Origin of the sequence: Cryobacterium aureum (genome assembly GCF_002954245.1) — a bacterium.
GTDB lineage: Bacteria > Actinomycetota > Actinomycetes > Actinomycetales > Microbacteriaceae > Cryobacterium > Cryobacterium aureum.
The window spans coordinates 1-19,094 of record NZ_PPTG01000037.1 but is presented as its reverse complement, the minus strand read 5'-3'; the positions used below and the strand labels follow the sequence as shown (position 1 = coordinate 19,094).

Annotated in this window: 21 protein-coding genes; 9 read left to right on the top strand and 12 right to left on the bottom strand. The window is 63.2% G+C overall.

The features are described 5' to 3' along the window. Positions 1 to 43: 43 nt before the first annotated feature. The 7 genes from CJ028_RS14360 to CJ028_RS14330 form a co-directional block, all read right to left on the bottom strand. Entirely contained in the window at positions 44 to 541 is a 498-nt protein-coding gene (locus tag CJ028_RS14360; protein ID WP_105035915.1) for a hypothetical protein, read from the bottom strand. Between the two features lie 2 nt (positions 542 to 543). Further along, positions 544 to 756 carry a hypothetical protein gene (locus tag CJ028_RS21485; protein WP_240607307.1) on the bottom strand — a complete coding sequence of 71 codons (213 nt, stop codon included), beginning with the start codon at positions 754 to 756 and terminating at the stop codon, positions 544 to 546. Positions 757 to 1,038: 282 nt separating this feature from the next. Further along, a complete protein-coding gene (locus CJ028_RS14350) occupies positions 1,039 to 1,953 on the bottom strand; it encodes a shikimate dehydrogenase (RefSeq protein ID WP_105035913.1) in 915 nt (304 codons plus the stop codon). Positions 1,954 to 1,955: 2 nt separating this feature from the next. After that, positions 1,956 to 3,941 (bottom strand): oxidoreductase, encoded by a 1,986-nt coding sequence (locus CJ028_RS14345; RefSeq protein WP_105035912.1) that lies wholly within the window; start codon positions 3,939 to 3,941, stop codon positions 1,956 to 1,958. Between the two features lie 28 nt (positions 3,942 to 3,969). Further along, positions 3,970 to 4,830 (bottom strand): sugar phosphate isomerase/epimerase family protein, encoded by an 861-nt coding sequence (locus CJ028_RS14340; RefSeq protein WP_105035911.1) that lies wholly within the window; start codon positions 4,828 to 4,830, stop codon positions 3,970 to 3,972. A gap of 34 nt (positions 4,831 to 4,864) precedes the next feature. Continuing rightward, positions 4,865 to 6,226, bottom strand: coding sequence for an MFS transporter (locus tag CJ028_RS14335; RefSeq protein ID WP_105035910.1), 1,362 nt, complete (start codon positions 6,224 to 6,226; stop codon positions 4,865 to 4,867). A 164-nt stretch (positions 6,227 to 6,390) separates the two neighbouring features. Further along, the gene (locus CJ028_RS14330) at positions 6,391 to 7,302 is read right to left on the bottom strand and encodes a LysR family transcriptional regulator (RefSeq protein ID WP_105035916.1); all 912 of its coding nucleotides are present in this window, start codon (positions 7,300 to 7,302) and stop codon (positions 6,391 to 6,393) included. A 169-nt stretch (positions 7,303 to 7,471) separates the two neighbouring features. Here CJ028_RS14330 and CJ028_RS14325 point away from each other — a divergent pair, with 169 nt between their 5' ends. Continuing rightward, entirely contained in the window at positions 7,472 to 9,259 is a 1,788-nt protein-coding gene (locus tag CJ028_RS14325; protein ID WP_105035909.1) for an FAD-dependent oxidoreductase, read from the top strand. A 5-nt stretch (positions 9,260 to 9,264) separates the two neighbouring features. Here CJ028_RS14325 and CJ028_RS14320 read toward each other — a convergent pair whose 3' ends face one another. Beyond that, a complete protein-coding gene (locus CJ028_RS14320) occupies positions 9,265 to 10,056 on the bottom strand; it encodes an IclR family transcriptional regulator domain-containing protein (protein WP_338064145.1) in 792 nt (263 codons plus the stop codon). A gap of 67 nt (positions 10,057 to 10,123) precedes the next feature. After that, the gene (locus CJ028_RS14315) at positions 10,124 to 10,996 is read right to left on the bottom strand and encodes a shikimate dehydrogenase (RefSeq protein ID WP_105035907.1); all 873 of its coding nucleotides are present in this window, start codon (positions 10,994 to 10,996) and stop codon (positions 10,124 to 10,126) included. Positions 10,997 to 11,228: 232 nt separating this feature from the next. Here CJ028_RS14315 and CJ028_RS14310 point away from each other — a divergent pair, with 232 nt between their 5' ends. From CJ028_RS14310 to CJ028_RS14295, 4 genes are all read left to right on the top strand, one after another. After that, positions 11,229 to 12,197, top strand: coding sequence for a Bug family tripartite tricarboxylate transporter substrate binding protein (locus CJ028_RS14310; protein WP_105035906.1), 969 nt, complete (start codon positions 11,229 to 11,231; stop codon positions 12,195 to 12,197). Positions 12,198 to 12,209: 12 nt separating this feature from the next. Next, complete coding sequence (locus CJ028_RS14305; protein WP_105035905.1) at positions 12,210 to 12,740, top strand: tripartite tricarboxylate transporter TctB family protein; 531 nt, start codon at positions 12,210 to 12,212, stop codon at positions 12,738 to 12,740. Next, a complete protein-coding gene (locus tag CJ028_RS14300) occupies positions 12,737 to 14,266 on the top strand; it encodes a tripartite tricarboxylate transporter permease (protein ID WP_105035904.1) in 1,530 nt (509 codons plus the stop codon). Before CJ028_RS14305 ends, CJ028_RS14300 begins: the two co-directional genes overlap by 4 nt. Positions 14,267 to 14,360: 94 nt before the next feature. Continuing rightward, entirely contained in the window at positions 14,361 to 15,176 is an 816-nt protein-coding gene (locus CJ028_RS14295; RefSeq protein WP_105035903.1) for a thioesterase family protein, read from the top strand. A gap of 30 nt (positions 15,177 to 15,206) precedes the next feature. On the opposite strand, the gene CJ028_RS14290 is transcribed toward CJ028_RS14295, so the two are convergent. The 3 genes from CJ028_RS14290 to CJ028_RS14280 form a co-directional block, all read right to left on the bottom strand. Then, positions 15,207 to 15,461: a cupin domain-containing protein gene (locus CJ028_RS14290; RefSeq protein ID WP_338064144.1), complete on the bottom strand. Its 255-nt coding sequence runs from the start codon at positions 15,459 to 15,461 to the stop codon at positions 15,207 to 15,209. 238 nt (positions 15,462 to 15,699) lie between these two features. After that, positions 15,700 to 16,113, bottom strand: coding sequence for an ester cyclase (locus CJ028_RS14285; RefSeq protein ID WP_105035901.1), 414 nt, complete (start codon positions 16,111 to 16,113; stop codon positions 15,700 to 15,702). A 709-nt stretch (positions 16,114 to 16,822) separates the two neighbouring features. Beyond that, entirely contained in the window at positions 16,823 to 17,059 is a 237-nt protein-coding gene (locus tag CJ028_RS14280; protein ID WP_105035900.1) for a hypothetical protein, read from the bottom strand. Between the two features lie 256 nt (positions 17,060 to 17,315). Here CJ028_RS14280 and CJ028_RS14275 point away from each other — a divergent pair, with 256 nt between their 5' ends. The 4 genes from CJ028_RS14275 to CJ028_RS14260 all read left to right on the top strand — a co-directional run bounded on the left by CJ028_RS14275 (position 17,316) and on the right by CJ028_RS14260 (position 19,055). After that, positions 17,316 to 17,606, top strand: a complete 291-nt coding sequence (locus CJ028_RS14275) for a transposase (RefSeq protein WP_105035899.1) — start codon at positions 17,316 to 17,318, stop codon at positions 17,604 to 17,606. 11 nt (positions 17,607 to 17,617) lie between these two features. Continuing rightward, entirely contained in the window at positions 17,618 to 18,112 is a 495-nt protein-coding gene (locus tag CJ028_RS21220; RefSeq protein ID WP_205684057.1) for a hypothetical protein, read from the top strand. Positions 18,113 to 18,183: 71 nt separating this feature from the next. After that, positions 18,184 to 18,570, top strand: a complete 387-nt coding sequence (locus CJ028_RS14265; protein ID WP_129590504.1) for a hypothetical protein — start codon at positions 18,184 to 18,186, stop codon at positions 18,568 to 18,570. Between the two features lie 143 nt (positions 18,571 to 18,713). Next, positions 18,714 to 19,055, top strand: coding sequence for a helix-turn-helix domain-containing protein (locus CJ028_RS14260; protein WP_105035897.1), 342 nt, complete (start codon positions 18,714 to 18,716; stop codon positions 19,053 to 19,055). The last annotated feature ends 39 nt before the right edge of the window (positions 19,056 to 19,094 follow it).

Genomic DNA, 19,094 nt, shown 5'->3' with positions numbered 1-19,094 from the left:
CGCCTCAACAGTTGAGAAGACAAGCCCAACACCGGCGGTGTGATTATGCCGACTTTTTTGCCCCAGCCACCGCCCGCAGACTGGCATCGGAGACCAACATCGGCATAATCACAATGTCGGCATAACACGACCACACCTGCATGGGTCCCGTCGCGATCAGCACCGGCTTCACCCGCGGTGTTTTCGATCCCCGCCATGTCGGCACGAGGGGTCGGGAAGCCTGGTCCTCGATGTCGGCAGCGATCCGCCACCAGGATCGGCGTCCGGCGAGCATCACCCCCGCGTCCCAGGTGGAGGCGAACGTGTGATCGACCGCGTTACCGGCTTTCCAGCCCGCGGTGATCTTCGCCGCGATCACGGTCCGATCGGCCGTGGAGATGCGCGACAGATAGCCGCGTTCCTTCTGCGGGATCGGCTCGGCGACCCGCAGGCGGGGAGTTTGCCGGTACTGCCAGGTGGAGCGGGCCACGCCCGTGATCAACAGCGCCCGGCGTTGCGATCCCGTCGAGCTGGTCAGTTCCGCGACGAGCTCGTTCTCCAACGTCAGGAACCGGACTGATCGGGTGTCGTCGGGGTGGCTGCGGGCTCTTCCTCGCTCATCGCGTGCAAGAGCCCGATAGCTTTTCCCAGCGCGGTGTTGGTCTCCTCCAACTCGCGCACCCGCGCGTTGAGTGTGTCGACCTCAGCCAAGTGTGCTGCGTGCTCAGCGGCACGCATTCTCTCCAACGCCGCACGTTGGGCAGGGGGAACCTTCATATGACTACCCTCTGGCGGAATCAACCCGCGGTCGAGATCGCCCCGAAATACGGCGGCCTGCCAACGACGAAACACGTCAGGCGTCACATCGCGACCGGCCAGCCACAATGCCTTCTTCCCATGCTGAACCTGATGATAATCATGAACAAAATCACGGATCTCATCCGCCGTGAACCCCGGACTTATAGACATTCTCTGACTCCTACTGATCACGAACTGACTCACAACCAGCTTGACGCAGAGGGCGGCTACCCGTTTCGGGCGCGGCCACGGGCCCCCGGGTCACAATCGGTCGATCGCGTCCCGAAACGAGCCGAGCATCCGGTCAGTATCGGGCCGAATCCCCGTGAACAGCTCAAATGCCGCGACGGCCTGCCCCACGGCCATTCGCCCGCCATGCAGAACCGCGCAGCCTCGCGCCCGGGCCGCCCGGATCAGCTCCGTCTCCAGGGGACGGTAGATGACATCGGCGACCCACAGGCCGGAGTGCAGGAGTTCAAGGTCGATGGGCATCCCGGGATGGCCGGTCATGCCGATCGGTGTCGTGTTGACCAGGCCGTCCGCCGTGCGAATACTGGGCCCGACGGCATCCGTTCGAGTAACGGAGATGGTGCCGCCGGTGAAGTGCGCAGCCAGCCGATCAGCCAGATCTTCTGCCCGGGCAGGGTCGATGTCGGCGATAACGAGATTCTTGGCACCGGCGGTCAGCAGCCCGAATGCCACCGCAGCACCCGCCCCGCCGGCCCCGATCTGCACGACCGAGTTGGTCTCTGCCAGCGGAAGGCCTGCGCGGAACCCCCCGATGAACCCGGTGTGGTCCGTGTTGTGCCCGATGATCCGGCCACCGTGAAAGGTGATGGTGTTCACCGCGCCCAGAATTCGGGCATCGGGCGAGAGATCATCCAGGCCGTCCTGCACGAGTTGTTTGCAGGGGTGGGTGACGTTCAGGCCGTCGAAGCCCAATTCTGCAGCGTTGCGCACCAGGGTACCTGCCCGCTCTGGAGCCGCACCGATCCGGTCGAGATCGATGATGCGGTAGGCGTAGGACAACCCGAGCGCGTCTGCTTCGGCTTCGTGCAGTCCGGGGGTGAGCGAGCCGGCGATGCCGGTACCCAGTAGGCCGACAACGAAGCGATGGCCCGAGTTCGAGGCCCGGCGCGGAAACGACCAGGCCGTTTCGGCGAGTGGCGCGACCATCGTCACCGAACACCACCGTTCTGGGTGACGAGCGACGCTGATGCCGTGGTGATGATTGTCCCTGCCAGTTCTGCGGCTGCATCTCGGCCTGCGGAAACGGCGAACCTGATCGTCGATGACGCGCCCTCGGGGTGGGATCGCACGACACGAACCGGTGTCGCGCCCGCCTGAACGGGCCCGAAATCGGCGTCCTGTATCCCCTGTGACACCAGCAGGGGCCCGGGCGCGTTGATCCATTCGGCTGCACCTCCGTCGCGGCAAATCTGCACGGCATCCTGGTCGATCCGATTCAGGGAAACGCCGAGTTCGATGCGCACCTGCGGGTTTGCCCGCAACCGCGGAACCGCCAGAATCTTTGCGCGCCGCCCAGACTCCGGTGCAATCTCCGTTTCTGCGCCGAGGAGGAGAACGTGCACACCGAGGGATGCCAGGGTGTCGGCCACGGACATCCCCACGGCGTTCGCTCCCCAGATCGTGACGGCCTCGGGAAGATTCGACTCCTGGAACTGGTGGTTCAGCCAGTCGCGAATATCGTGAACGTGATCGGCCGCCATACCGGGAATGGTCAGGGCCGCGCCGATTCCCCCGATGGCGACAACGGTACCGTCGGTGTTTCTCTGGTCGTCGGCGTGCGCGTCGGCGGTGACGCGCGTCACGTGAAGGCGGCGCAGCTCCTGGTCAGACCAGTTGAGGAACAGGTGAAAGTCCGGGGTCGAGCGCATCAGGGCGGCTCGCGCCAGGGACCCACCATTACTGTTGTCCCGGTCGATCAAGGTCACCGCAGCGCCGGCGATCGCCAGTTCTCTGGCCGCCGTCAAACCCGCCGGGCCCGCGCCGACGACGGTCGCTGTCGTGCCATGCGGCAGAGTCGGAAGCGGAAGAAGCACCGTGTTTCGCCCAACGGCAGGATTCACCGAGCAGCCAACCTGGCCTGTGCCCAGGTTGTCGATGCACACGTTGCAGGCGATGCACGGGCGGTAAGTGCCCCCGTGCAGCGCGGCGGTGGCGAAGAGGGGATCAGCGTGCAGCGATCGGCCGAGGCTGACGAAGTCGGCGAAGCCTCCGTCGATGATCATTCTGGCCGCGTCGGGCGAGTTGATTCGGCCGGCCAGTCCCATCGGCTTGCCGAGGGATCGGTACCGCTGTGCGATATGGCGGAGGTATCCGGGTTCCCACTCCCCCGATTGAACGATCCACTCGCCGGCCTCGTAGCTGCCGGCCGAGACATCGATGAAATCGATGAGGTCGAGGGGAAGTCTCTGCACAATCGCAAACGTCTGGTCGGCGTCCAGACCTCCCGTGGTTCCCTCCACAGCGGAGATACGGATGCCGAGGGTCGTGCGTCCGACGCGGGCGCGCACCGCCTCGATCACGAGCGTCAGAAATGCTGCAGGGTCGGCGAATTCATCGGTCCGCAGGTTGTACAGCGGGGACATGAATTGGTGCACCAGGTAGCCGTGGCCGGCGTGAATCGCCAACACGTCGACTCCCGCGCGGACACATCGTTCGGCACCGTCCGCAAACGCGGCGACCAGTTCGTAGACCTCGTCCGTGGTCAGCTCGCGGGGCATTTCGCCGCCCGCGATGAGGCAGGGCACCGGCGACGGGGCCAAGGATGGCAGCCCGGTGAGGCTGCTTTGCGCCGTGCGGCCACCATGGTTGAGTTCACAACCGACGAGGGATCCTTCGGCGTGGAGCAGGTCGACGAGGTGCGCGAGTGGCGCCACACAGGAGTCGTTGTGGGCTCCGAGCTGGTGGCTGCGGCCCTTGCCGTCCTGCCGTACAAAGGTGGCTTCGGTGAAGAGCAGACCGACGCCGGCGCGTGCACGATCGAGCAGGTAGTCCTCGTACTGCGCGGTCATGTGACCCTCGGTGTTGCAGTAGTTGCGTTCCATCGGCGCCGAGACGAGCCGGTTGGGCAGGGTGACGGTTCCGATCAAGAGCGGTTCGGTCAGAATATTTGCGAGTGGTCGTGAGGAAGCAGCCATGACGATCCTTTCAATGACGTCGTGCAGATCAGCCGACGAGCTGGTGAGCCTGATCGAGAAGGTGGGAGACCGCTTGGCGGTTCAGAACCGCGAACTCGAGCGGGGACATTGTCGCTTGGAGCGGCGCATTGGGCACCTCGACGCTGACGGGGATGCCGTCCGGCACGGCGGCGAGCAGCTGGTGCAGGGGCAGCTCCCCGCGCAGCAGTACCTGGCGCCAGGCTCGAGACTCCAGTTGCAGGGGCGAGCCGTTGGTCGTCATGCCACGGGGCATCGGTGCATCGATCGCAAGGCTCTCTGGCGCCAGCAGCGCGGCGTCACACAGCTGAAGCACGGGCACGAGGTCGGCTTCGAGCTGGAGCACGTCATCGATGGTGCTCCCCCCGCGGTGGATGTGCAGCGGGTCCAGGAGCACAGCGGCGCCGGACGCCCGTGCAATCTGTGCCGCTTGGGCGACCGTACTCACCGCGTTATAACTAATGGGCTCGAGCGTTGGGCGGATTCCATACGCACGTCCATCCTCGACGATTTGGGCCAGTGTCTCGGTGAGGCGACCGAAATCGTCGTCGATCCCGGCCACGCTGAGGGTCTGCGCTCCCCACTCTGCCCCGGCCTCGAAGGCGCTTATCCACTCGGCCCGCACCGTGTGGGCGGTAATGGGCAGAAATTCAATGTCCCGCACGGTGAGGCCGGTGTCGTCGAGTGCCATCCTGGTCTGCCGCGACATGACGGAGCCGGGTCGCAGGTCTTCGGAGAACTCCCCCGCCGTGGCCGCCCGCACCCGGATTCCGACGAAATCATAGCCGGCAGCTGCCGCTGTGTGCACGAGATCGCGCGGTGAGAGCGACAGCAGGGTGAGATGGGCGATTCCGACTGCACGGGTGGTCATGAGAGTACCTCTTTCAAAGGTGTAGCCGGCGAAGTCACGCGTTGACCTTCACCGGCAGAGCGGATGCCGGAGTGCGCGGCTGCGGGGCCGATTCCCGCCGTCCCAACAGCGCGGTAGGAGTCTTGTACGTTTCCGGACTGGCGATGGTCGCTATGGCGGAGATGATGCAGGCGGCGGCTGCGAACAGTGCCACCGGAACCCAGTTGGATTTGTCGTCTCCGATTAGCAGCTCAGAGATGACTGGCGCGAAGCCGGCCAGCAGCAGGCCCAGCATGAGACTGATCGCCATGCCCGAAAAGCGGATCTTGACCGGGAACTGTTCGGGGAAGTAGGCCGGGTAGAGCGCATTCGACATGGTGTACGCGAACCCGATGAGCAGGATTCCAGTCAGGAAGATCAACGGAATATTCGCGGTTGAAACGGCCGTGAAGAAGACGAATATCATCACGATCTGCAGGGTGAGTCCGGTCAGAAAGACCGGTTTGCGACCGATGCGATCCGATACCATTCCCGCTACCGGGCCCATGGCGACCGCCGTCAGGTTGGCCAACGCAATCACGGTCAGCATCACACTTCGGTCGACACCCGCCACGGACGTTGCGTAGAAGAGTGCGAAGACGTTGACGATCGAGTTGATAATGGTGAAGAGCGACATTCCCGCTACGCGCAGAACGGTAACCCAGTGGGCGCGAAACAGCGCCAGGACGGGAACTTTCACCAAGGCGTCGTCCGCCTTGGTCTTGGCGAAGACTTCGGGCTCTTCCAGCAGGCTTCGAAGAATGATCGCGATGATGGTCACCACCGCGCTGAGGAGGAACGGAATGCGCCAACCCCAACTCATGAGCTGCTCTTCGGGCATAGCGGCAACGGGAATAAAGACCAGCGTCGACAGGACGGTGCCAAACATAATGCCGCTCATGGTCCAGCTCGTATAGAAGCCGCGCTTTCGATCGGGCGCGTGCTCCAGGGTCAGGGTGCTCGAGCCGGGCGACTCGCCGCCGGCGGAGAGCCCCTGGGTCAGACGCAGGAAGACCAGGAGCAGGGGAGCCGCGATGCCGATCTCGGAATAGGTTGGTAGGCATCCGATGAGAAAGGTCGATGTGCCCATAAGTGCAAGACAGAGCAGCAGCACCTTCTTGCGGCCGTATTTGTCGCCGAAGTGTCCCCATATGATTGCCCCGAGCGGGCGTGCGACGTAGGCGACACCGACCGTGGCGAAGGAGAGCAGGATTGCGGAGGGTCCAGGGGCGAAGAAGAGCGTTCCGAAAATCAAAGCGGCGGCGGAACCGAAAATGAAGAAGTCATAGTATTCCAGGGCACTCCCTACGAAACCCGAGACCGCGGCGATCTTGGCCTTGTTACGAGGCCTGCTTGGCGAAGATGTCGACACTGACATGCTGTTCCCTTCCGATGTACAGGGAACCGGGCAGAAATGCCGGATGAAATCAGCGGCTCTGCAGATTCGGTTCCGCCTGCTTTTTGCTGGCGTAACACCAAGTGTCACGCTCCAGACTATGTGTGTCTACGACCGAAATCATCTATCACTATGCAGAATTTGAGCTATATCGACGGTCGCGCCGGCTCGGGAAGCACGTCGTCGGCCACGGCGAGCACCGCCGCCAGCACCTGCGAATCGTTCTGCGACGACCACGCAATGGCGTTATCCAGATAGTGTTGCGGGTCATCCAGAGGCACGTAGATCGCCCCAGAGGGGATGATCTGCGCGATTCCCCGACCGGCCAGCGTGACCCCGACCCCGGCCGCAACAAAGGTCAGAACCATGTACGGGTCAGGAATGACCTGCACCACCCGCGGCTGGAAGCCGGCGTCCAAACAGGTTGCGAGCAGCGCTTCGGTCATGGCCGACGAGCCGTCCACAGGCGGTGCAACAAAGTCATCACCGGCCAGACTCTGTACGGAAATGGACTTCTCGTGCGCCAGCGGGTGATCGATCGGGAGCACGGCTCCCACTTCTTCCCGCGAAATCAGCCGCGATATCACTGGAGCAACGGGAAACTCGGGCAAGCCGACGAACGCAAGGTCCAGGGTGCCATTGGCAACGCCCGTCAACCCGTCGATCGTTCGCACCCGGCTCGTCAGATCCAGCTCGATGTCGGGATACAGCCGCCTGAGAGCACGGGTGAGCGGAGGCAGAGTGAGGTGATTCACCGCCCCGGAGAATCCAATACGGATGCGCCCGCGCACGCCGGCCACCTCGGTCTGCGCTGCCTCGCGGGCCAGTCGCATCTCCTGCAACACCCGGTAGGCCCGCGGCAGCAGAGCACTGCCGGACGGAGTGAGTGCGACGCTCCGGGTGTTGCGTTCGAACAAGGACGTGCCCAGGTCGGCCTCAAGTTTACGAATGGTCTGACTCAACGGCGACTGTGCCGTGCGCAGCCGCAGGGCGGCCCGGCCGAAATGCAGCTCCTCGGCCACGGCCACGAAGGCCTCCAGCCAGCGAATATCCGTCATGATTCCCTCGTCAACAGTGTCGGTTTGAGTGCCGCCACTACCGCGCAGCACCAAAACGTGTTTATAGTGTAAAAAATCAAGATAGTTCCTAGATTATATAGCTAATAATCTACATAATGCTAGACGGAATCGCACTGAAACACCTGAGTGCTCCAAAGGAGAAGCGACCATGACGACACCCCGGTCAGCCAGAGTCAACGACGAGTTTGGGCCTTCGATCCGCCAGTACGACGTTGTCGTGATCGGCTCCGGAGCCGGTGGCCTCGCCGCGGCGGTGACCGCCGCCCATGCCGGTCTGAGCGTGGTGGTGCTGGAGCGGGCATCCGTTTGCGGCGGTGCGACCTCCTGGTCAGGCGGCTGGATGTGGGTACCGGGCAACCCGCTGGCCCAAGCCGCCGGGGTGTACGAGCAAACCGAAACTTTTCGCACGTACCTGCGGGCCGCGCTCGGGGCCGACTACGACGCGGAACGCATCGACGCGTTTCTGGAAGCGGCACCGCGCATGATCGATTTCTTCCATTCCACGACGTCGCTGCAGTTCGTGCCCGGGGACAAGGTCAATGACATCTACGGAAACCTGGCAGGGGCCGGCACCGGCAACAGATCTGTCGCCCCAAAGCCCATCAACGCGCGTCATTTTTCCCGCAGCCTGCGCAAGAAATTGCGCCCCCAGCTGTACGAGACTTCCTTCCTCGGAATGGGAATCATGGCGGGCGCCGATCTGACCAAATTTCTCTCGGCATCGCGCGGCAATCCCCGCGGCCTCCTCCACGCCGGAATGCGCGTGACTCAGTACATTTTTGATCTCGTCACCGCCGGTCGAGGAATGCACCTGGTCAACGGCACCGCTCTGATCGGCCGCCTCATGAAATCTGCCGACGACCTCGGCGCCACGATTCTGGTCAATTCTCCGGCAACAGCTTTGCTCACGGACTCCACCGGGCGCGTGACCGGCGTAGTCGCCGACACGCCCACCGGTCCCGTCGATTTTCACGCACGGCTCGGGGTGGTGCTCGCCACGGGAGGGTTCTCGCGCGACGTCGACCGCCGACGAGAACTCTTCCCCCACAACGCAACCGGACAGGAGCACTGGACTCTGGCACCCGAGACCGCCGATGGCTCGGGAATCTCCCTCGGTGAGTCCGTCGGCGGACATCTCGTGACGGCCGGATTCGCACCCGCTGCCTGGTGCCCGGTTTCGCTCGTGCCGTATCGAAACGGCCGGGTGGGCACGTTCCCCCACATTATGGATCGGGCCAAACCCGGGTCGATCGGCGTGCTGCGATCGGGCAAACGATTCGTCAACGAGGCCAATGGCTACTGGGACTACGTCACAGCGATGAACAGCAGCACGCCCTCCGGAGGCACCGTTGAGGCCTGGCAGATCGCGGACTCCACCTTCGTTCGCCGTTATCCGCTCGGCATGGCGAAACCGCTCCCGGTTCCCCTGTTCCCCTACCTGCGAAACGGCTACCTCACGAAGGGCCGCACCCTCGACGAACTCGCAGCCAAATGCGGAATCGACCCGACCGAACTGGGCGCAACGGTACAGCGATTCAACGAGAATGCCCGCGTCGGTCTCGACCCGGAATTCCAGCGCGGGCAGACGCCGTTCAACCGGTATGGCGGCGACCCCAGGAACTCTCATCCCAATCCGTCACTCGCGCCCATAGAGAAGGGCCCCTTCTATGCCGTGCGCGTACTGCCGGGAAGCTTTGGTACTTTCGCCGGCCTCGAAACGGATGCCCGATCGCGCCTGCTCGATGCGGCGGGGCGCGCCATTGAGGGCATCTACGTCGTCGGCGTCGATCAGGCGAACGTGATGGGCGGCCACTATCCAGCAGGCGGCGTCAATATCGGGCCGGCCATGACCTTCGGTTTTGCGGTTGGCGAGTTGCTCGCCGGCAATTCGGCACTGGCCGCACAAGCAGCCACGGCCGAGGCCCCGGGCCGGTAGCCCGGTCACAGCTTCAAGCCGGCCCGCCGGCCGCCGAAGTCATCCCCGATCGCGATGGCGGCTCTCTGCAGCAACGGCACGACGGACGTCTCAATCGTTCCGGCCGACACTCGATGGGACTGCACCGATACGTTGACGGCCGCGATGACCTGCGTGCCACGTCGCACCGGCACCGCTACGCCCCTGAGCCCGTCGTCGAGCTCCTGGGACACGAGCGACCAGCCGTTGGCGGCGGCACGCGTGATCTCCGCCCGCAGCTCGTCAATGTTCTTCACGGATTGCTCGGTGAAGGCCCGCAGGGTTAGCGTCTCAAAATAGGACTCGAGCACGGTTTCCGGAAGGTTCGCGAGCAGCACTCGCCCCATCGACGTGGCCCAGGCCGGAAATCGCGTACCCACGTTGACGGAGACTCCAAGCAGACGGGGCGCTGCTATCCGAGCAACGTAGACCACGTCGGCCCCATCCAGAATGCATAGCGACGTCGTTTCGTTCAACTCGACCGCCAGCCGCTTGAGGTGTTCGTCGGCCACCTGCGGCAGGCTGAGGGTGGCAAGATAGGAGGCGCCGATATCCATTGTGCGGGGTGTCAGTTCGAAGGTCTTGCCATCATTGCGCAGGTAGCCGAGGTCGCTCAGGGTGAGCAGGAAACGTCGCGCGCCGGCCCGACTGACACCCGTCTTCTCCGCGATTTGCGTCACCGTCTGGCGTGGCTCGCCCACCGTAAAGGCGAGCAGGGTCGCGAGGGTCTTCTCGGCGGATCGCACGTAGTAGTCCGGGTGTTCATCGTTGGCCGCCATCGCCATAGTGGTCCTCTGCTCCGAGTAGTCGTGCCCTTGAAGTGATCGTAACGACGATAGACGATCGTCAGGCCCCGCTCGCGATGAGATCAAGGAAATGCTGCCGCATGCGTGCGGCATCGGGGGCGATCCCCGTGATCAGCTCGAAAGCATCCACTGCCTGGCCGACCGCCATATGGCCGCCGTCAAGCACCCGACACCCCGCGGCCTCGGCCGCAATCACCAATTCGGTGCGTACCGGTCGGTAGATCACGTCCGCCACCCACAGGTCAGCGCGCAGCAGAGCAGTGTCGATCGGACATCCAGGGTACGAATGCATGCCGATCGGGGTCGCGTTCACCATGCCGCTGGCGGCGCCCACGGCCGAAGACAGCTCAGTCAGGCCCACCGAGAGCACCGTTCGTTCCGGATAGAGCTCCCCCAGCCGGCTGGCCAGTTCGGCCGCCCGGTCGGCATCCACATCCACGAGCGTCAGGGTGCTCGTCCCCGCTTTCAGCAGGGCGTAGGCCACGGCCGATCCCGCTCCTCCCGCGCCGATCTGCAGAACGGATGCGAGGTCGACGTCGGGTAAACCTTCGTGGAGTGCCCGGCCGAATCCGGAGTGGTCGGTATTGTGCCCGACAAACGTGTTATTCCTGATCAGAACCGTGTTCACGGCTCCGAGGCGCTGGGCGTCCTCGGACAGTTCATCGAGGTAGGGCAGCGCGAGCTGCTTACTCGGGTGAGTGATATTGAAGGCATCGAATCCCAGGTCGCGGCCTTCCTGGAGGATCCTGCCGACGTCCGAACCCGGGCGCCCGATAACCGTCAAATCGACGGGTCGGTAGACGTAGTTCAGCCCGTGCTGCTCGGCTTCGCGTTCGTGCAGGGGTGACGACAGCGAGTGCGTGATTCCCTCGCCGATCAGGCCCACTAAGTAGGATTTTCGGATGGCGCTCATGGTTCTGCCCTTCGGATCGTGAACCGATGCATAAGCCTCCGGCTTACGTCTGGCGACCTGCGTCGTTTGCGATGGGGCCGCGTCATGGGCTAGATTACGTGACCAGCCCGATAACGCACAATTGTGCGCTTAGCGCACAAAATGCCTCGTTGGGCTGACGGTTCACAGCAGAACACCCCGCACTTCCGACTCGACAGGGTCGACGACAGCAATATTCGAGGGAGAATAGCGCGTGAAAAATATCGTTCGTTCACTGGCCCTGGGGGCCGCCACGGTCTTGGCATTCACCGGCTGCGCATCTGGCCAACAGGCCGCCACCGGCGACTATCCGTCGCGGGACATTCGCCTCGTCGTGCCTTGGGCTGCGGGCGGCTCCGGCGATCTGACCGCCCGCAGTCTGGCACCGTTGCTCGAAGCGGATCTGGGCGCGAGCATAATCGTCGAGAACCGACCGGGTGCCAATGGGTCCGTGGGGTACAACTGGCTCAAGGACCAGGATCCCGACGGATACAGCCTCGCCGTGATGGGCGTGGAGGTCGCCATCCTGCAGTTCCAGAACTATGACGTCGACCCGGCTGACTTCATTCCGATCGGACAGGCATCCTCTGGCCCCGGCGCCATCGCAGTGCCCGTCGATAGTCCCTACCTGAGCCTGCAGGACCTCATCGACGATGCGAAGGCCAACCCCGGTGATGTGACGTTTTCCAGCCCTGGGGTTGGGTCAGTGTGGGACTCCACCGTGCAGGGTTTCAAGGAACTGGCCGGGATCGAACTGAAAAACGTTCCCTATGATGGTTCGGCTCCGGCTGTCGCTGCCGCTGCGGCCGGCGACGTCGATTTTTCCACCGACGGCATCGGCAACCAGAAAATTCAGGTCGATGCCGGCAAACTGCGTTACCTCGCCATGCTGACCGACGAGCGCGACCCGAACAACCCCGATGTGCCGACGGCGAAAGAGCAGGGCGTTGACTTGCAGAACGCGTCCTGGATCGGCGTGATGGTGCCGGCAGGAACACCCGATGATGTCGTGCAGAAGCTTTCGAGCGCTCTCAAAACGGCCGTTACCGACCCGGCTTACATCAAGATCATGGAAGCGGCCAACCAATTGCCGTTCCAGCGCGACTCCGCCGAGATGGCCACATTCATCGACGAGGAAGCAACGCGCTATGGCCCCTGGATTGAACTCGCCCAGCGGGACTAAGAGCATCCCCTCGTGGAAAGAGAAATCGTGACGGAGCATCCGTTGGTCGATAACCAGACAGCGGTTTTTCCTGCTGCCCCGGACGCCCTGGTGACGGACCGGTCCTATCGCATTCGAGAACTCGTTCCGGTGGCAACCTGCATTGGTTTAGGAATCGGTGTGCTGGTCTTTGCCCAGGACATCAACTCGCAGGTCGGCGTCGAGCTCGGGCCGGCGTTCTGGCCCTCCATGCTCGGTTACAGCCTGATCGTGTTCGGTGCCCTCCTCGTTTTCGTCAATGTGCTGCGCGGGGTGCGCCCGGCGGACATTCCCGACCGGCTCAACGGCTGGGGTGTCAGCAGATTCTGCGCCACGGCCGTGCTTCTCGTCGGCTACGTGCTGCTCTGGAACGTACTTCAGTTCTGGCTGATCACCCTCGTCGTCTCCCTGGCGCTCACCGCGCTCTACGGTGCTCGCGGGTGGAAGGCACTACTCGCATTCCCCGCCCTCGTGTCCGTCATCCTGCACGTCCTCTTTGTTCTGGTATTGCGAGTTCCCCTATGATCAACATCGTTGCATCCCCGGTCACCGACGGAATCCTGGCCGTACTGCAGCCCGACACCCTGATCTATATCGTGTTGGGGATCTGCATCGGCATGCTCGTCGGCGCTTTTCCGGGCGTCACCGCCACCATGGCCATTGCCCTGGCCAGCGGTTTCACGCTGACCCTCGAGCCCACGCAGGGTCTGGCCGTGCTGCTGACCATCTATGTCGCCGCGCAGTTCGGCGACCGGGTTCCGGCCATCCTGCTGAACACTCCGGGAACGCCCTCGTCGATATCGACTACCTTCGACGGTTATCCGCTGGCCCTGCAGGGCAAGGCCGGGCTGGCCCTGACGACGTCAGCCTTTGGCTCTGCCGTTGGCATGATCTTCGGCATTGCTATTTTAGCGATCGCCGCCGTTCCACTGTCGGCCTTCGCCATGCAGTTTGGACCGCCGGAGATGTTCGCACTGGTTGTCTTCGGGCTGACCATGATGGTCGGGGTCTCCTCGGGACGCATCATCAAGGGGCTCGCCGCTGGAGCGTTCGGTCTGGTCCTCTCCGCAGCGGGGCGCGATCCAATCACCGGGGACCCGCGGTTCACTTTCGGTATTCTCGAGCTGAATGGCGGGATCCCCTTCATCGCTGTGATCATCGGTTTCTTCGGCGTGGCCGAGGTGCTCAACCAAATCATCACCCGGCACAAGCAGCATCACGCCAAGCCCGTCACCCAGATGGGCCAGTGGATGCCCGACGCCCGGCTCCTGCGGCGCCTCGCCAAGCCGATGGGCATCGGTGCCGTTACCGGATCAGTCGTGGGACTCGTGCCGGCGGTCGGCGGAGACATCGCGGGTATCATCGCCTGGGACAATGCCAAGCGGGCGTCCAAGCGGAAGGACGAGTTTGGCAAGGGCTCGTTCGAAGGCCTGACTGCCGGCGATACCGCCAGCACCGCCACCCTCGGCGGCAGCGTTGCCACGACGATGGCACTCGGTGTCCCCGGTGATTCGGTCATGGCGGTCATGATCGGCTCGATGATGATCTGGGGCATTCAGCCCGGACCGGCCCTGTTCAGCACGCACCCCGACCTGATCTCGTCGCTGGTGACCATCATGTTGATCGCCACGGTCCTCACCCTGGTGCTCAGCCTGCTGCGCATGCGCGGCATGGTGAAATTACTGGAGCTGCCCAGCCGCTACCTCTGGGTCATCATCCTGATCTTCTGCATGGTGGGCACCTACTCGGTCAGCAACAGCATCTTCGATGTGTTCACGATGATGATCGCCAGCCTGGTCGGACTGTTCATGCTGCGCTTTGGTTTCCCGGCCGGCCCCGCGGTGCTCGGTCTCATCCTGGGGCCCTTGGCTGAATCGAACCTACGCCGTGCCCTCATAATCGACGGCTGGGCATCCATTTTCACCAGCCCGATCGCCGTGGTCCTGCTTCTGATCGCGCTGGGCGCCCTCATTTTGCCGCCGCTGCGCGGACTGGTCCAGCGGCGCAAGAATGCCAGTAAGGGCTCTGACCTGCCATCCATGGTTCCGTAACTCGTTGAAGGCGGGGGGGGAGTCGCCGGCCGGGGCCACAATCGCACCTAGGGTGGAGGGCACCGCACCGTGGCGGTTGCGAGGGAGAGACAGCATGAGTGAACAGCCGGTAACACCGCTTCAAACGGATGCCTATTTCGAGCCGGTCACTCCGGGCCGCTACCGGCCGACCGTGCACGCCGGCGGTGCCTGGAAGGTCGACGAGATCCACTTCAGCCCGCTCGGCGGCTTGATCGTGCACGCCATTGACCTGCACCGAGCAGCCGAACCGGGTGGAGCCAATGGCAAGGATCTCGGGCGCATCAGCTTTGATATCCTAGGGTTTCTCGCCGCCGAAGACTGTGAAATTCGGGTGGAGACGATCCGTCCCGGCCGCACCATCGAGCTCGTCGAGGCGACCATCATCATCGCCGGCCGACCGGCCGTTCTCGCTCGTGCCTGGTTCATCGCGACCAGCGACACCGCCGCAGTCGCTGGTGGCGCATCGGCCTCGCTGCCCTCACCCGACACCGCGGCCCCGTGGTCGATGACCGACACCTGGCCGGGAGGGTACGTCGCCTCCTTGACAATGAAAGCCGTCGCGCCTCCGCAGCCCGGAGAAACGAGCGCGTGGCTTCGCACCGACACCGCACTCGTCGCCGGGGAGACAGTCAGCCCTCACGCAGCTTTCATCGCTCTGGTGGATACGGCCAACGGAATCGCAGTTCGCCAGTCGCCCCTGGACTGGGCATACCCCAACCTCGATCTCACCATCCACTTTCACCGGCAGCCGATCGGCTCCTGGGTTGGGCTGGAGACCACAGTCGCCTTCGGGCCGGCCGGCCACGGCCTCACCAGCAGCGTGCTCCACGATGAATCCGGGCCGGTAGGCCGCGCCGAGCAGATCCTCACCGTGCGGCCGATGAGCTGACCCTGCCCCTGCAGACCCGCACCGGCAGACTCACTGCGGATGCCGGTGGCCCGGTAAATGCGCCCGCTCCCCGTCGTGGTCGAAGATCGTCAGTATTTCCACGGGTCCCTCGTACGCCGCGATGGCGTGTGGGGTCATCGTGGAGAACTCGGCTGCCTGGCCCTCGCTCACGAGGATGGTCCGCTCGCCGAGCTGTAGCTGCACCGTGCCGCTCAGCACTGTGCAACACTCGTAGCCTGGTTGCACCTTCGTCTCGCTGATCACACGGTCGGGAGTGAAGCGCATCTTGGGGATTGTGGCGCCGCGCCGCGAGGACCTCGTGGCACTCGACGCCGCCATCGCAGTGCTGAAAACGGGACGGTCTAACGTTCGAATCACATCTGGTCGAAGAATATGGGCGGCGGTCCGGCCGCACGCTGTCGATCACGGCGCCCCGATGAAGTTGACCGAGCATAGGACGCACCCGACCGAAACCGAGGCTCGGCGATAACTACAGTGCTGCGCTGTATCGCCTAAGGCGGCGTCACGATCCTGCGAGGCCAAGTTGTTCGAGCATGCCTTGTTGGTCGCTGCTGCCCCACCGCTCTACAAGTTTTCCGTTCTCGAACCGGCTGATTTGCATGCCACGAACAGTCATCGTTTTCCCGCTAGCGGGGTGGCCCAGCAGTGGGCCTTGGTGGGTTCCGGTGAGGGTGTAGGCAAATGCGACGTCGGTGTCGTTCGCGACGAGACGCTCGACTTCAATGTGCAGGTCTGGAAAAGCGGCAATCATCTCGCCGAAGAACGCTTTATAGCCAGCGGGTCCCGGTTCTTGGCCGGGGGCAGGGTCATTGTCGACTGCGTCTTCGGCGACGAGGTCGTCGAGGAGGTCAAGTTTTCCGCTGTTGACGGCCTCACCAAACTTCTGCTGCGATGCAATATTCACTTCTTGACTCATCTGCTCACTCTCTTCCTAGGATTTGCCGTGGATCGGTTTGTGGACGTCACGGGCGACTGTATATCTGTGAAAAGTCGTTGATCGCGCCTAGACGGGAGGAGCCTGCGCCACCGGTGGCAGGCAGGCTCCCCACGCTTGCGTGCTAGTTGCGGAATACTTTCTGCAGCCAGTCGTTGAACGGCCGCAGTACCGAAGGCGCATAGGCGTGCTCCAGAGACGACGTCCTTTTTTGACGGATGAATCGAATCGTGACACGTTGTTCTCCAAACGAAAATGGTACGGTCCCACGCACCAATACGTAGCGGGGTGGGGCCGTCTTCCGGGAAAGGCACGCCTCGACAAAAGATCATGTGCGGGGCACAGGGCCGAAACTTGTGGAATTCGGCGAACGGCGTCAGCGTAACCCCGATGGGGGGTGTCTGCAAGAGATGCTCGACGGATCACCGCTGAGGCTTGACTGGAAGAATCACACCGGGGCCCGGCCGCACCGAGCCGTCAGGTTGTGACACTCGGTTGCACGAGGCTCTTGCGATGCCGGCTCGCTGAAATTCTCCGCCTCGCACAGCCTTGGCGTTTAGACGCCTCTTTGGATTTTCATTCAGGGGGTCCGTCGAGGCGAAATACCGGAGTTTCCAATTCGAGGCCAAAACAAATGCAGTGAGTCAACGCACTCGCTGGTCGAATTTACCCAGCCGATTGTGCCGGGAGACTACTGGTGTGACTGCTTTTCGGTAGAACGCCAACCTTTGGTAATCGACTGTATTCCCTGGTATGCAAGAGTGCCTGCGAGGACAAGGAAGATAGCGCCGGAAACGTAGTCGAACCATTCCGACGCATTCCCAAGGGTGAGTATCGAGAACCCGATTATGACGATGGCGCCACCGAGATAAGCGGCGCTGGTGCCCTTCGAATCTACTTCGGACTCAGCGCGGTCAAGACGTGTCATGCTCGAAGCCTACTGCGCCCATTCATCGTGTCTTGGCGATATGCGGCGTCTCGACGTCGGCCCGCAACCCTGCCGTTATCGCTGGGGTTCGTCTCGACCTGAAGAAACCCCCTACTCCCCAGTAAAACACTGGGATTTAGGGGGTTTTCGTGGCGGTACCGGTGGGATTTGAACCCCAAGTCCCGCCCAGTCACAGCCTGGTGGAAGGTCTGCGCCCGTATGGTGAATTGAGACAGAGGTAAGGAGAATCTGTTTCATGACTAATCGTCGAAAGTTCAATGCTGAGTTCCGGGCCGAGGCCGTGGAGCTGGTGATTTCATCGGGCCGCCCGGTCGCTCAAGTCGCCCCGGAAATCGGTGTCGTCGAGGGGACGCTGGGCAACTGGGTGCGCCTCTGGAAAGAGGAACACCCCGAAGCTGGTGCTGCCGAACCGGGCCCGGTCGAATGGGCCAAATACAAAGCCCTGCAGGCGGAGAACGCTGAACTGAAAAGGGAGATCGAGTTCCTGGGAAAAGTCAGCGCCTTCTTCGCCGCGAAACAACGATAAACGACTACTTCGTGTTTATCTTGGCGGAGAAGGCTTCCTTCCCCATCGACTGGATGTGCCGCAAGCTGAAGGTCTCACGGGCCTCGTTCTACCGCTCGCTGCGGCCGGTCGTTCCGACTCCGACACAGATGCGTCACACCGTGCTGGACGCGCACGTGGTGCGGATCTACGAGCGTGAGAAGGGCATGGCTGGCCGGGACCAGATCACCACCATCCTCAGCCAGGAAAGCGTCAGCATCGCCAGCGGCACGGTCGGGACGATCCTCAGCGGCCGTGGCCTGCGGGCCGTGCGCATGCGGGCCTGGAAGAAGACCACCACCGTCGATCCGGATGCCAGAACTGAGCACATCCGCAATCACATGCTCGACGGGGACGGGAAGAGAGAGTTCCTCTCGACCGTCCCGGGAACCCGGTTCTGCGGCGACATCACCTACCTGCGCACCGGCTCGGGACCCTCTCTGTCAACCTTGTGTAAGGCATCGGGATCGTCCCGAATAGTGTCGTAGAAGGCGGGGAAGGAGTTCCCTTGACGAATGCAGTAATGACAGGACCCAGCTCGACGGGGCAGGCTGTAGGGATGGAAGATGTTCCCGATCCCCAGGTCCCCGAGCGTGCGCGGCGGCGGACGTACACGGCCAAGTACAAACGCGACATTCTGACCGAGTACGACAACCTCGATCGGCAGGGCCGCGGCGCGTTGCTCCGCCGAGAAAAGTTGTATACCTCGTTGGTCGGCAAGTGGCGTGATCAGCGCGATAAAGGCGTGCTGGTGGCGTTGGCACGGCCGGCGGGAGCGCCGCCTGCCAGCATCGCGGAGAAGGACGCTGCCCGGCTGCGGAAAGAGAACCAGCGCCTCACGGGCGAGTTGGATACGGCACGGCAGGTGATCGCGATCCAGGGAAAACTCTCGGCTCTGTTGGATCAACTCTCGACCAACAGCAGCGAGACGAACACCGAGAAATAATCGACGCCACCATCACCGCCCTCGTCCCGCTCGTCGGCACCAGGGACGCATGCCGAGCCGTGGGACGATCCCGGGCCACGCACTACCGGCAACACCCTCGCGCACCACGGCCGCCCTCATCGCCGCGGCCCCGGCCGGAGCCGGTGAAGCAGCCGCGGGCGCTGACCGAGTCGGAGCGCAACGTCGTTCTGGAGGTGCTGCGGTCGGAACGGTTCGTGGACAAGGCACCGGCGGAGATTCAGGCGATCCTCCTCGACGAGGGCACCTACCTGTGCTCGGTGGCGACGATGTATCGTTTGCTCCGCACGCACGGCGAGACCGGGGAGCGTCGCGCTCAGGCCGAGCACCCCGCGCGGGTCAAGCCCGAACTCATCGCGACGGGACCCAACATGACCTGGTCGTGTTATGCCGACATTGTGATTATGCCGATGTTGGTCTCCGATGCCAGTCTGCGGGCGGTGGCTGGGGCAAAAAAGTCGGCATAATCACAGCGCGGCCAGGAACGCAAGAATGGCGTCGGTGGG